The organism is Pseudoalteromonas sp. 4NS20-0020 (assembly GCF_057554385.1).
In genome coordinates this window covers 409095-421616 of sequence record NZ_BAAJMI010000002.1, presented here as the reverse complement: position 1 = coordinate 421616, position 12522 = coordinate 409095, and the positions used below count along the sequence as shown (strand labels likewise).

Here is a 12522-nt window from a genome sequence, read left to right as displayed (position 1 = left end):
ATTAGCCCGCCCTCTTATCAATGTAACTAACCACACTACCTAGAATTGGAATATGCTTGTAAAGTAGTTCGCCTACGTTGAAATAATCACGATGCTTAACAATTTTATCATTATCAAAAATTAGCTTACTGTGCCCCTGCACAGATATGGTTTTGCCAGAGGCCAGTTTGGGATGTGAATAATGCATAGTCCAATAAACAAATGCATTGTTGTTGATACCAAACGAATCCGTTATATCAAATTGACAATGCTTAACATTGCTATATAAATTTGCAAAATAGTCACGCAAACTTTCTATGCCGTTAATTTCGTGCATCGGATCAATAAATTGAATATTGTCGGCATAAATGTCACTTAATAAGTCCAAATTAGAGCTATTAAGTTGCTGGTAAATATCAACAAATTTATCTACTGGTAACTGGTTATCCATATCATACCTTAAATGCAGCGAGCGCACGTTCACGTGCAGCTTTGTGGTCAACAATTGCTGGCCAGTAACATTCACTTCCCTTGCCTGTTGCAGCTAAGTAAGTATGCGGAAAATGAATGTGTTTATCTGGCACATTTTCAAGCTCAGGCAAATACTTACGTATAAACTTACCTGTTGGATCAAAGCGCTCACTTTGAGTAATAGGGTTGAAAATCCTAAAATACGGTTGTGCATCACACCCTGTGCTTGCAGCCCACTGCCAGCCACCATTGTTAGAAGCTAAATCGCCATCAATAAGGTGCTGCATAAAAAAGCGCTCACCTTCACGCCAGTCAATTAATAGGTGTTTAGTTAAAAAACTGGCCACTACCATTCTTAAACGGTTATGCATCCATCCAGTTTGCTTAAGCTGTAACATAGCTGCGTCTACGAGTGGGTAACCAGTTAGACCTTCGCACCACGCGTTAAATTCTTTTTCACTTTTTCGCCATTCAACAGGATTGTATTTCTCGTTAAAGTTTTCACCACGAGAGAGCTTCGGGTACTCTGCAATAAGATGCCTGTAAAACTCTCGCCAAATAAGCTCGTTAACCCACGTGAATGTTTTACTTTTTGATGTAGTCAGAATGTCGGGGTAACGTTGCTGTATATTAATTAGCAACTGCTTTGGGCTAATAATGCCCAGCGCTAAATACGGGCTCAAACCCGATGTACCTTTAATACTGGGGATATCACGCTGATCGTCGTAGCTTGTTAACTTATCGCAAATAAAATTATCAACTACACTCAAAAGTGTTTCATCATCAACAGGCCATTTATCCGAACTACAATCGCTTTCAAGGTGCTGGCTTTTTTCAATTTTTATAGGGTTTTGTTCTAGTGGCCATTGCGCCAAGCTAAAGTGAGTATCTTGATACTGTTTTAACCATGCGCGTTTAAATGGTGTGAATACTTTATACATTTCATTACTTTGGTTTTTAATGCTACCAACAGGCGCAATTAAATCTCCTTCGTATAATGTAAAAGTAATGGAACGTTTGTCACATTGCGCTAAAACAGCTTTGTCTCGATTTACTTCGTTAAGCTCATATTCTGTATTAGCAATAATATGCTGAATATCATGAGTTTCACAAAACGAAAGTAGCTCAGATTCACAATCACTAAAACTGGGAGCGTTTATTACATTAAGCGTTATCCCGAAATTGGCAAGTTGCTCTTGCAAATAAGTTACACGTCGCTTTAGTAAATCAATTTGTATTGGCGCTGCTTGGTGTTGTTGCCACTGCTTTTCGCAAACAAAAAAAATGGCGTGTTTAGCGCCATTATTTAGCGCTTCTATTAACGCTTCATTCGAAAAAAGGCGCAAATCGCGCCTAAACCAAAATAATGTATTCATTAAATACCAAATCGTAGTTTTAAATCATGAGGATAGGGATTAAAAAACACCTGTTTTTCTAGGTACTCTTTAGGGTGAACTTTTAGATGGTGCTTAAGTAAAGTAAGAGGCACATAAAGCGGCACTAAACCAGAGCGATACTCGTCTATTGCTTCACGCAGTTCTTGCTTTTCTACCTTAGCAAGGTCTTTTTTAAAGTAACCTTGTAAATGCATTAAGGTGTTACAGTTATTACGACGAGATGCAGGTTTTTTAAGCCCTGTCATTAAACCTAAAATGTATTCATCGGCCAATGCGTTTATATCATCACCAGCGTAGGTTCCAAGTAACTTGCCAAGCTCTCGATAAGCTTGGTAATTGTGTGCCATTAATAAATACTTATGCTTTGCATGAAATTGCGTTAAGTGATGAACACTTAATGGTTCTTTTACAAGCTGCTGCCAACTGTTTAGAACGTACACGCGCATTACAAAATTTTCACGCAGGTGTATATCGTTTAACCTACCATTTTCCTCGCAAGGCAAAAGTGGGTTGTGCTTCATAATTTGTTCTGCAAAGAAACCAACGCCCTCTGAGGTATTACCCGTCCCAGCCTCGTTGTATATTTTTATACGCTCCATGCCACAACTTGGGCTTTTGGCACAAAATACAAAACCACTCAACTCTTTAGCTTGCTCAGTAGCAACCTTTTTACCGTACTCGGTTAACTGCGGTCCAACGTCACCAGAGCCATCAGGACGGCAAACTTTAATTGTGTCGCCAACTCGAACTTGGCGAATTGTAGGTCGAGGAATTGGTAAGCCAACCGCAACCTCAGGACAAAAGCGTGTGTATTCAACATGCTTTGCAAGTTCGTCCATACAAAAGTTTGACCTTTTGTGACCTGTATCAAATCTAACTTTCTCGCCTGCTAAGCAGGCGCTTATACCTATTTTTATTGTAGTTTTTTGCATGTAATCTCTTAGTAGATTAAATTACCAATTGGATTTAGTAATTTACTTAGCCCTTTATTAAAATGTAGCGCACTGCTCACAACTGTAAAGCATAAACACCCATCTTTTGTTATTGGCGTGTGTTGATGGCGACCATCTTGCCAAATAAAGTCACCTGGCACGTAGTGTCCGTCTTCATCACAAAACTCACCGTCAAGTAATAGGGTTATTTCAAAACCTGTGTGCGTATGTTCAGGAATTTCACCGCCCGCATCTATGTGCAGTAAACTTGAACGTAATGCGCCATCGTCTAGTGCTACACGTGAACGGGCTAATTTGCCAACTTGAGTAAACTTGCTGTGCGAAATACGAGTCAGAGCACGAGGGAGTTGGTAATTGTGATCATTTACACTTACTTTAACTGGCTCTACTTCATATACTTCGTCTACAGAATCGTCTGCAGTAATTAAGTCAAGCACATTCATATCAAACTCTTCAAGCAACTGAGATTGGTTATTAACCGGATTCTCAAAAGCTTCGGTGTCTTCACTAAACAAAGCATCTGCGTTGCTTGCTTCTATTTTTGCTACTTTTTCTTGGCAAACAGGACACATATCCACATGTATCGAAACTGCAAGGCTCAAAGAGGCACTTAACGACGCTGAACAATACTCTGTAAGTAGTGTTTCACTCGGGTGATGTTTAATCATGCTGATCTCCCATTTCATTACGTAATTTCTGCAAGGCTAAACGTAATCGTGATTTTACCGTGCCTACTGGAATATTAAGTTGTTGAGCTAATTGCTCTTGCGACATATCTTGAAAATATACACCACGAACGACCTCACGTTGAGCGATAGGCAATTTATCAAGGTAGCGTTTAATTTGTTTGTCTTCTAAATGGTCAGTGTATTCGTGATTTGTGTCTTCAGAATCATTAATTAAAGGCCAAATGTCTTCGCTGATATTTTCTTCTTTATTGCTCTTCATTTTACGAAGCATATCAAATGACGCATTACGCATTACTGTATAAACCCACGTAGTCGCAGCACCCTTATCGCTGTTGTATAAGTGTGCTTTACGCCATACAGACGTTAATGTTTCTTGTACAAGCTCCATTGCTTGTGCTTCCACACCAAATTGCTTTATTCCAAAGCGTTTAATTTTTGGTGAAAAATATTCAAATAAATAGGCAAATGCTTTTTTATCACGGTCTTGTGCGACCGATAGTAATGCTTGCATAAGTTCAGAACTAGGCGTTTCTGGCATGGCAGTATACTTACCTGTATTAGGTTCACAACGAGTTGTCTGTTGTTGACTTACCATAGTAATTAATCCCATTATTGTTTTGATAAATGTAATACGTGCAATAAATGGTACGAGATCACATTATTTAGGCAAATTCATTATTAATTACAGTATGGAGGAAATTAAGTAAGTTATCAAAGTTAGTTTCGAACGCAAGTTGTTGTTTTTTCTCGATCGAAATAGGTAACAACTCAAGCCAACGGGCAGCTATCCAAGCTAAATTATTAAAGTTAGTTGTTTTGTAAAGTAGGTTAAGTTCAGGGTTACCATAAAAAACGTTACGCAATGCGTCATGCAATAAAAAATGCTCACCAACTTGTTTGTTTTTATCGCTATACCAGTAAGGCGTTTTACAATCAGATATTAAACCATGGCGAAGTTCTTCTTCGTCTTGGTAAACATCATTTATTTGAACACTTTTAGACGCAAAAACATCAATAAGCAGCACGTCATTATCGTCTTGGTCAAAGTCGATTATATCAACCAAGCATCCTTGGGCGCTAATGTTAAAAGGTGTGTCGTGCTCAAACGTACATAGCACAAACCCCGTGTTATTTTTTAATGCAGTTTTAACCATGTTTAAATAACGAGGTTCAAAAATACGCAAACGCGTATAACCTTCAGGTAAAATAAAAATGGGTAATGGGAAAATCGCACGTTTCATAAAGTCTACTTCTATCAATAACACTGCCTTTATTTACGTGCGTTTTTACTAAGTCGATCAGCTTTAAGTAAACCGAATTAATTGCATTGTACTTAATTGGTTAAATATTAAGCCACCCACCCATACTCTTTAGTGCTTGTACAGATACATACGCAGTTATAATACTCACTACGGGTGCCAACATAAGTGCAAATAATCCAAGCTCGGTACTCATCGCCTTATTCCTTTAAGTTGCTTATTTTACGTTATTAACTGCAGGGTCTTTACTTTCTGCCGCTTCATTACTCACTAAATCAGCAGGCTCAATTAACGTTTCCAGTGTTAATTTTGTATCAAAATAAAGTGTTTCTTTTATAGATTTTTCAAGCTCAATGGTGGTTTGCTTAATGTAGGTAGTTACACTTTTTGTTAAAATATCAGTTACATCTAGGTCCACTTCTGTCGCGTTTACTTGCGAAGAACCTAATACTAATAAACTAGCCATAGCGATTTTAATTGAATGTTTCATAATGGTATTCCTTGTTTGTGTATTGTTTAGACGTAGTTATATACTCAAGGGTTGTGCCAAGATGAAAATAAAGTTTAAATTGCTGATATTAATAAAGTTTTAATGAGCTGGTTAATTTATTGAAATTCAGGAAAGGTTAATTTAACCACGTAGTTTTATTTTTTAGCCACTTTTTAGTTAAAAAATAAATAGGGGTATGCTTAATTTTTTTATGCTAGCTAAAAAATTTAAATACAAAATGGCACGGTGAATTACAAAGTCATTACAAAAAAACACACAACTTTAAATAATGGTTTTGAAATAACAAAAAAGTGAATACAAAAAAATGGGGAGGCCTGGGTTTACTTTTTACCTAAACGATAGGCATCAACCATACTCAGCACCCAAATAATTATCATAAGTGGCAAGTATTTGTATTCTGCAAGTTTTGCACATGCCAGTGACGGCTCTTTTGCAGCACCTAATATAGAGGTGATGGTCATCGGTATTTTTCCTGCCACAATTTCATTGGCTGTACATTGTGCAACGGCAAATATATCTTTCATCGTTAAAATTAATAATACCGAAAACACACCAGCAAATATTGCACCTATTAAATGTTTTTTTAACGAAAAGTGCCCTGCCCCTGGGTAAATAATGGCTGTTAGTAATGCGGCTTTTAAATTTGCTTTCATGGTTATTAACTTGAGTTTTGTTGTAAATAGGCCAACCCATAGTGAATTATTTTTGTTTAAAATCAAGAAAAGCTTTAACTTATACAGTGATTGAAAGTTTCAGCGTACACTTGTACACTAAACGCAAATTAAATAGTGGTAGGAGCAGTAATGTCACTCGACGCCCCTTATTCTCGTAAAGAAGAACAGCTCAATGTTATAAGCCACGCACTCGGTATTTTTTTTGCTGTTTTTGTTATGTGGGATTTATTTAACCAAGCAACCAGCACTAAAGCCAATATAAGTACCGCAATATACGGTAGTAGCTTATTTATACTATTTTTATCATCAACACTATACCACGCGAGCGTGCAACCTAAGTTGCGTGCCTTGTATAAAAAGTGTGACCACTGCGCCATTTATTTACTTATTGCAGGCACATACACTCCTTTTTTATTACTCTCACTAACGGGGGCCTGGTCATGGGGTACACTCACCTTTATATGGACCGTTGCGATTGCAGGTGTTGCATACAAAATACTTGTTAAAAATGGTAACAAAAAAATATCCCTAGCCACCTACCTACTCATGGGGTGGTTTGCATTAGCAATTATCTATCCATTGTATTCAAGCATTGATGTAAAAGCTTTGTATTGGCTACTCGCTGGCGGAATTTTTTATAGCGCAGGCACACTATTTTACAGCGCTAAAACAACTCAATTCAGTCACGCAATTTGGCACTTATTCGTAATAGCTGGTTGTGTTTGTCATTATATTTCGATCAGTACCTACGTTTATTAATGGCTGCTTAGAGCTTGAGTTAACAGTTACTTTTTAATTTCGTCAAAGTATAGTGCTTGCATAGTCAGGAAAACGACCCAATCGCTCGTTTTTATCTTGCATTAAAAACCTGAACGACTGTATTTTGTTAGTACTAGCAAATGCTTAAGAAGTTTGTTACAAATGAGTAATTAAGACAAACAAGCGATGCTATGGTAGAAATACGCGCGATTAGCTCGCTATAAACATGTTACGTGTCTTTTGAAGATCATCTAAGGAATTGAAGATTGGCAAACCCAAATAATTCATTGTCGCAAAAAGTTACCAGATTGGATGATGATATTTCTAAGATTAAATCTGATCTCAAAGAGAATAAAATTCGCCCATCTACTCAGTGTGGTAAGTGGCCTGTAAGAGTATATCGGCCTCTTATTTCCCCGAAATTAGACAGCAAAGTAATTCTCACTGACTCAACTTGGCAGTTTGTAGAGATATATCTAAAAAGAAATTGCACGAATAGTGATGCTGTTTTCTATTGGCAGCAGGCAAAAAATTTCTATGAAGCAACCAAACAGCTTGATCTTATATCTAAGCCATTAACAACGTATTACTGTTTTCTAAATGCAACAAAGGCTTTGCTGGAGTGTAAGTCAATTGATTATCATTTTTCGCATGGGGTTTCTGGAAAGGTATCAGATGGCCACAAACGTCTAAATAATGAGCTTGTCAGGTTTCAGGTTAGAGGTGTACTTTCGGGGTTATGTGTTTACCTAGAAGAACCAGTTACACCAGAGTCAACAGAGAGAAAGTTTGAAGAATATAATCTGAAAGACATTTTATATAATTTACCCTATGTTCATCGAGCGTATCATTCAACATACGGTAATCAAGCTGAAGTATTTATTCCTGTATTAAATCCTAGAATTGTTCACGACAAAAGTCGAGGTAAATGCTGGCTTGAACTCCAATTAGAGCCAGAGCATTCAAATGCAACAACGTTAGGTAGACTTGTGGGGTATAGTTTAGATCGTAGGTATCGAAATGACGAAATTTACACCGTGAGAAGGAATAAAGATTTTAAATGGAATGCACCAAGAAATAAACCTGACTTGATTAGTAATAATAGGCTAAAAAATTATTTAAAGAATAGGCGCTCTGAAATGGCCTATATTTATAGCGCAAACGACCTCTGGTACGTTAAAAGAAAAGACTTAAAATCTACATCTGTAATTAGTCGTAGCACGCTGCCTCTAACTTATGCTGCAATGCATAGGCTAAGTGAGCTTGCTCGGTATGAACCACAGTCGCTAAGAGCACACTTAGAAAAAGATGCGTCTTGGCTACTTAGTGAGTTCATCGAAAAATCCATAGTACAGTTTATTGATCAAATATCCTGTGAAATCACTGGAAATGAGTTCCGGATGACTGGGTTTCGCTCATGAAAACACGTAACAAGGCGCTGCTACGGAAAAATTACTCGCTGGCGCTCCCAAATTTCCGCAGAGCGCGGCGTTATAACTTTTATTGGAGTTTGAGTGAGAAATAGAAATCATGAGCTATCAGAGATTCTCGTTGGTTTGATCGGTGATCTAACTATTTCAGTTAGTATCATTCGTGAATATGAAGATAAGCCTTATATGCACAAACCAGAATTAGTAGCTAGTCGACAAAGTATTTGGAGACTGTGTTTTAACTCAATTGTATTAAACTGCTGCAAGTACGTTGAGTTAAATCGTAAGTACTCTCGTGAATTTAACGAAATGACTCCTGAGTTGAATAAAATTCGGGGGCAGTATAACGAGCTAATTACTAGCAACAAATCACTGTTAACCTTGCGAGATGACTACGTGGCTCATATTAACTCACTGAAAACAAAAAAGTGTCTAACACCAGACGAAGTACAAAATCATATTATCACTATGATTGGTGGTGGGACTAATGCGGCAGAGTTTCTAGATTGGATATGTCCTGATGATTATGAATCATCTAACCCGAATGAAAGTTTAGTCGGGGTAGTGACGCAGCTAAGAGACCTACTGGTATCAAAGTTATAACAAAGCATTTAAGAGTGATTCGCAACGCTTGGCAGTATGATGATACTTGAAAATGGAAATATTGTAGATGCGAATGGTAAAGTTACATTTGTTAGCATTGCAGCATTTGAATCTGACGTTTGTAGTTTAAATATATGCTTTCTTTGTACGAAAGTTCTAAACCCACAGAATCAGAATAAAGAGCACATCATACCTAATTGGATTCTAAAGCGATTTGACCTTCACAATGAAGCCGTGAATTTACCTAATGGTTCAAAATATAAATACAACCAATATGTGATTCCCTGTTGCATCGAATGTAATAGCCTACTTAGTGCTGAATTGGAAACTCCATTGAGTAAGGCGTTTTCAAGAGGTTTCGATGATTTGGTTAATTATATTGAGAAGAAAGGATACTTGAACCTTTATTTGTGGATGGCGCTTCTATTTATTAAAACTCATGTTAAAGATCAGTCTCTACGAATGTACTTAGATCGAAGGGTTGAGTATTCATCAATCGCAAAAGGAGTAGGTTATGAGTGGGAAAGTTTTCATCATGTTTATTGTTTAAGCCGTGTGCCCTATACCCAAGCAACATTAGAACAAAATTGTGTAGGATCTTTCTTTATTGTTCCGGTTGAAAGTATTGATGCAGAAAAAGAGTTTAATTATATGGACGTCTCTTACGCAAATACTTCAGGAGTTATTATTGGAGGCATTGGCATTATTACTGTATTCGGCGACGCTGGCGCCGTATATAATCAGATCCAACCAACAGTTATAAATAAGTTAAGTGGTTCAGTTACAAATATGCAATTTAGAGAACTTGTTGCTCACTTCGCCTGTTGTAGTTTACATCTAAAGAATAACCCCAAGCACTCTACTATTTCGGATTCCTCGGGAGTTCAACCTCCACGTATGATATGTACTTTGTTAAATTCAAATCCTGAATTTGAAAATTATAATGACCTAGTATTTGGTAGTTTGATGGACATGTTACTAGGCGATCTACTTGATGGTAAAGTTGCTTTACCTGACTTTCGAGAAAAGTTGAAATCAGGTCAACTATCCATACTTTTTGATAGTTCGGGGCAAGTGATTGCGCATAACAAGAGCTTTAAACGAAACTATGCTCCTCACCCGATTTAGTGGACACCTCATCATTACTTTAAGGAGGCTAATATGCCTAGATATACCCAATCTAGAAAGACATATTTTTACCCCGCTAATTTCAAAATCAAAGCAGTCAAACTTAGCTTACGAGACGATACCGAATTAAAGGACGTTGCCGAGGCGTTAGGTGTTCATCTGTTAATACTGAGTACTTTGCAAAAATATCTAGAAGGTATTTTACTGTGCCGAATGGCACTAATTTATCGGATCTACACTGGCAATTAGCCTAAAGTGTTAATTTTACTGCCATCTACACTCACGCATATTTACTTTGTCGTTTATAAAAAGTACACCTTCTGATAATAATTTTTGACGCTGTTCTTGGTACTTGTTACTGCCTACAGGGAACGCTATTTTACCTTGGCTGTTTACAACACGATGCCATGGAATAACCGAATCACTTGGCATTATTTTTAATAAACGGCCAACTAAACGTGAGTTTTGCGGAAATCCAGCCAACGTAGCAACTTGACCATAGCTTGCTACTTTTCCTGCTGGGATACCGGCTATTACAGTATAAATAAGGGTTTCTTTTTCAATATCCATTTTTATCAGCGTAAGCCTTACTTAGTTGTTTAAATTGCTCCCATACAGTGCGTGCCACAGGGCCATGATGAATAGCATGCTGCCTAAACGCTCTTATTTGTGCGCTAAATTTATGTTCGCGATCTGTAATATGGATTTCTTGTAATAAGCCTGCTTTTATTTCAGGTTTGCAATGCTCTAGGCTCATCATTGCCCATCCGGCCCCTGAAAGTAAAAACGATTTTAAAGTTGCTACATCGTCTATTTTCATCATTGCAGAACCTTTAGAGTAAGATAGCCTATCGCTGTCTATGCTTAAATCGCTTTCAAACATAGCTAAACACGGATAGGTTTGTAATTGTGTGTATGTTAACTGTTGGGGTAATAACCCTTTAGCACTTACTATACCAATATCGAGCTTACCTATGGGCACGCTTTCTAAGTCACCTGTAGCATGAAATAAATCAAACCAGGGGCCAATACCTAACTCTGCTTGCCCACTATTAACTTGTTCTAATGATACAAACCGTTTGCCACTGGTAATACAAAACTCTGTACTCGTAAACTGCCTAAAAGTATTACTTATGATCTTGTTATAACTTTGTTTATGACAGAGCTGTTCGTAACAAATTTGATATTGGGGTTCATTTCCTAACGAAAGCTCTTCTGCGAGTTTGGCAAGCTCGTCATTTGCATGCAGTAACTGTTGTGCCTCACGATGAAAAATACGTCCTTTTTCAGTAAGCTGTAACCGGTACTTAGTTCTATCTAGCAGCTCAAAGCCTATTTGCGCTTCTAAGTTTTTTATAGCCAACGTTAGCGCGGGCTGTGTTTTATGAAGCTTTTGCGCAGCACCGCTCAAACTTGCGCTTTGCACTATGGCATCTAATATTACTAATTGATTCAGCTTCATATACCGCCTCAAAACATTATAAGTAAAACTTATTGAGTATCTAAAATTTAATGAATTTTATTTTATATGTTTGCAGCGTATCCTGCACTTACTTATTTTGCCAATATTGCAACGGAGAAGACATGAAACTCTTTCGTCTATGTTTACTAACAACGACCCTACTTAGCTTAATTGCCTGTTCTGAGCCAGAACAACAAGTTAAAGAAGAGCCCATTCGCCCTGTTAAGCTGTTCAATATTGGCCATGACTCTCAAATCAATATTCGTAGTTTCCCAGCTGAGGTGGTTGCAAACCAAGGATCTTACCTTGCATTTAGGGTAAACGGAGAACTTATAGAGTTTCCGGTTCTTGCTGGGGAGCACGTTGAAAAAGGCGATTTACTAGCCAAATTAGACCCTGAAGATTTTCAACTCCAGTTTGATGAACGTAAAGCACGTTACGAACTAGCAAAATCGCAACTGAGCCGAATTGAACAATTATTCGAGAAAAAAATTACCAGTCAATCTGAGCTAGACCAAGCAACCGCCAATATGCAAATTGCTGAGTCGGCATTTAAAATTGCTGAAACCAACCTAGAGTACAGTGAATTGCGAGCCCCTTTTGCGGGCACTGTTGCCAAAGTGTTTGTAAAGAATTTTGAAAATATTCAAGCTAAACAAAATATTTTGCGCCTAGAAACGCGTGATTTAATGGACGTAGAAATTCAGGTTCCTGAAAAAATAGTGGCACGATTCAAAAAAGGCACTGATTACCACCCTACTGTTAAATTTGATGGTTTTGAAGATAAAGAATACTCGCTCGATATTAAAGAATGGGACACTCAAGCCGACCCAGCAACACTCACTTATAAAGTGGTGTTTTCGTTACCCGTGCCTGATGACTTTAACTTACTAGCAGGTATGACTGGCCGCGTTTTAATTGATTTAAGTAAAGTAACACGTTCGCAGGTTGCTTACACAATACTCCCTATTGAATCGGTTTTTTCTGATCCACAAGAAGCAATTAAAAATAATGCCTATGTTTGGCTTTATGATGAAAATACCGGCCAAGTCCATAAGCAAGCTGTTGAAGTTGGCCAATTACACCATGATGGCATAGAGGTACTTAGCGGTATTAAAGAGGGCCAAATTGTGGTGTCTGCGGGTGTTCACTCGATTGAAGAAGGCATGAAAGTTCGTCCATGGAATAAAGAGCGAGGCTTATAATT

At 37.7% G+C, this 12522-nt stretch carries 15 protein-coding genes and 1 pseudogene; 6 read left to right on the top strand and 10 right to left on the bottom strand.

Going from position 1 to position 12522, the window contains the following annotated elements; translation table 11 throughout:
* Nucleotide 1 precedes the first annotated feature (1 nt).
* The 8 genes from AC27JL_RS05860 to AC27JL_RS05825 all read right to left on the bottom strand — a co-directional run bounded on the left by AC27JL_RS05860 (nt 2) and on the right by AC27JL_RS05825 (nt 5912).
* A complete protein-coding gene (locus tag AC27JL_RS05860; RefSeq protein WP_006794850.1) occupies nt 2-430 on the bottom strand; it encodes a nuclear transport factor 2 family protein in 429 nt (142 codons plus the stop codon).
* A gap of 1 nt (nt 431) precedes the next feature.
* Complete coding sequence (phrB, locus tag AC27JL_RS05855) at nt 432-1826, bottom strand: deoxyribodipyrimidine photo-lyase (RefSeq protein ID WP_487195069.1); 1395 nt, start codon at nt 1824-1826, stop codon at nt 432-434.
* A complete protein-coding gene (locus AC27JL_RS05850; protein WP_010556229.1) occupies nt 1826-2779 on the bottom strand; it encodes a YbgA family protein in 954 nt (317 codons plus the stop codon). Before AC27JL_RS05850 ends, phrB begins: the two co-directional genes overlap by 1 nt.
* A gap of 8 nt (nt 2780-2787) precedes the next feature.
* Nucleotides 2788-3468, bottom strand: coding sequence for a ChrR family anti-sigma-E factor (locus tag AC27JL_RS05845; protein ID WP_008129204.1), 681 nt, complete (start codon nt 3466-3468; stop codon nt 2788-2790).
* Nucleotides 3461-4084: a sigma-70 family RNA polymerase sigma factor gene (locus AC27JL_RS05840; RefSeq protein ID WP_487195068.1), complete on the bottom strand. Its 624-nt coding sequence runs from the start codon at nt 4082-4084 to the stop codon at nt 3461-3463. Before AC27JL_RS05840 ends, AC27JL_RS05845 begins: the two co-directional genes overlap by 8 nt.
* 67 nt (nt 4085-4151) lie before the next feature.
* Complete coding sequence (locus tag AC27JL_RS05835; protein ID WP_033020167.1) at nt 4152-4730, bottom strand: LON peptidase substrate-binding domain-containing protein; 579 nt, start codon at nt 4728-4730, stop codon at nt 4152-4154.
* A gap of 235 nt (nt 4731-4965) precedes the next feature.
* Nucleotides 4966-5238 carry a hypothetical protein gene (locus AC27JL_RS05830; RefSeq protein WP_475605406.1) on the bottom strand — a complete coding sequence of 91 codons (273 nt, stop codon included), beginning with the start codon at nt 5236-5238 and terminating at the stop codon, nt 4966-4968.
* 341 nt (nt 5239-5579) lie between these two features.
* Nucleotides 5580-5912 carry a hypothetical protein gene (locus tag AC27JL_RS05825; RefSeq protein WP_008129213.1) on the bottom strand — a complete coding sequence of 111 codons (333 nt, stop codon included), beginning with the start codon at nt 5910-5912 and terminating at the stop codon, nt 5580-5582.
* A gap of 150 nt (nt 5913-6062) precedes the next feature.
* Between AC27JL_RS05825 and trhA the strand changes: the two genes are divergently transcribed.
* The 5 genes and pseudogenes from trhA to AC27JL_RS05800 all read left to right on the top strand — a co-directional run.
* A complete protein-coding gene (gene trhA, locus AC27JL_RS05820) occupies nt 6063-6692 on the top strand; it encodes a PAQR family membrane homeostasis protein TrhA (RefSeq protein WP_008129215.1) in 630 nt (209 codons plus the stop codon).
* Nucleotides 6693-6958: 266 nt separating this feature from the next.
* Nucleotides 6959-8113 (top strand): YaaC family protein, encoded by a 1155-nt coding sequence (locus AC27JL_RS05815; RefSeq protein WP_008129217.1) that lies wholly within the window; start codon nt 6959-6961, stop codon nt 8111-8113.
* A gap of 195 nt (nt 8114-8308) precedes the next feature.
* Nucleotides 8309-8725 (top strand): hypothetical protein, encoded by a 417-nt coding sequence (locus AC27JL_RS05810; protein WP_238530294.1) that lies wholly within the window; start codon nt 8309-8311, stop codon nt 8723-8725.
* Nucleotides 8726-8761: 36 nt separating this feature from the next.
* The gene (locus AC27JL_RS05805; protein ID WP_487195067.1) at nt 8762-9853 is read left to right on the top strand and encodes a hypothetical protein; all 1092 of its coding nucleotides are present in this window, start codon (nt 8762-8764) and stop codon (nt 9851-9853) included.
* A 33-nt stretch (nt 9854-9886) separates the two neighbouring features.
* A pseudogene (locus AC27JL_RS05800) lies at nt 9887-10051 on the top strand (transposase); the annotation flags it as partial.
* Nucleotides 10052-10117: 66 nt separating this feature from the next.
* Here AC27JL_RS05800 and AC27JL_RS05795 read toward each other — a convergent pair.
* On the bottom strand, nt 10118-10423 hold the full coding sequence (locus AC27JL_RS05795; protein WP_008127844.1) for an MGMT family protein: 306 nt from the start codon (nt 10421-10423) through the stop codon (nt 10118-10120).
* Nucleotides 10413-11315: a LysR family transcriptional regulator gene (locus AC27JL_RS05790; RefSeq protein WP_008127847.1), complete on the bottom strand. Its 903-nt coding sequence runs from the start codon at nt 11313-11315 to the stop codon at nt 10413-10415. The genes AC27JL_RS05795 and AC27JL_RS05790 overlap by 11 nt, the downstream gene beginning before the upstream one ends.
* 122 nt (nt 11316-11437) lie before the next feature.
* On the opposite strand from AC27JL_RS05790, the gene AC27JL_RS05785 reads away from it, so the two are divergent.
* Entirely contained in the window at nt 11438-12520 is a 1083-nt protein-coding gene (locus AC27JL_RS05785) for an efflux RND transporter periplasmic adaptor subunit (RefSeq protein WP_008127849.1), read from the top strand.
* The last annotated feature ends 2 nt before the right edge of the window (nt 12521-12522 follow it).

Coding starts and splice junctions, on each gene's coding strand:
- AC27JL_RS05860 (WP_006794850.1), bottom strand. CDS start 430: ATGGATAACCAGTTACCAGTAGATAAATTTGTTGATATTTACCAGCAA.
- phrB (WP_487195069.1), bottom strand. CDS start 1,826: ATGAATACATTATTTTGGTTTAGGCGCGATTTGCGCCTTTTTTCGAAT.
- AC27JL_RS05850 (WP_010556229.1), bottom strand. CDS start 2,779: ATGCAAAAAACTACAATAAAAATAGGTATAAGCGCCTGCTTAGCAGGC.
- AC27JL_RS05845 (WP_008129204.1), bottom strand. CDS start 3,468: ATGATTAAACATCACCCGAGTGAAACACTACTTACAGAGTATTGTTCA.
- AC27JL_RS05840 (WP_487195068.1), bottom strand. CDS start 4,084: ATGGTAAGTCAACAACAGACAACTCGTTGTGAACCTAATACAGGTAAG.
- AC27JL_RS05835 (WP_033020167.1), bottom strand. CDS start 4,730: ATGAAACGTGCGATTTTCCCATTACCCATTTTTATTTTACCTGAAGGT.
- AC27JL_RS05830 (WP_475605406.1), bottom strand. CDS start 5,238: ATGAAACATTCAATTAAAATCGCTATGGCTAGTTTATTAGTATTAGGT.
- AC27JL_RS05825 (WP_008129213.1), bottom strand. CDS start 5,912: ATGAAAGCAAATTTAAAAGCCGCATTACTAACAGCCATTATTTACCCA.
- trhA (WP_008129215.1), top strand. CDS start 6,063: ATGTCACTCGACGCCCCTTATTCTCGTAAAGAAGAACAGCTCAATGTT.
- AC27JL_RS05810 (WP_238530294.1), top strand. CDS start 8,309: ATGCACAAACCAGAATTAGTAGCTAGTCGACAAAGTATTTGGAGACTG.
- AC27JL_RS05805 (WP_487195067.1), top strand. CDS start 8,762: ATGATGATACTTGAAAATGGAAATATTGTAGATGCGAATGGTAAAGTT.
- AC27JL_RS05795 (WP_008127844.1), bottom strand. CDS start 10,423: ATGGATATTGAAAAAGAAACCCTTATTTATACTGTAATAGCCGGTATC.
- AC27JL_RS05790 (WP_008127847.1), bottom strand. CDS start 11,315: ATGAAGCTGAATCAATTAGTAATATTAGATGCCATAGTGCAAAGCGCA.
- AC27JL_RS05785 (WP_008127849.1), top strand. CDS start 11,438: ATGAAACTCTTTCGTCTATGTTTACTAACAACGACCCTACTTAGCTTA.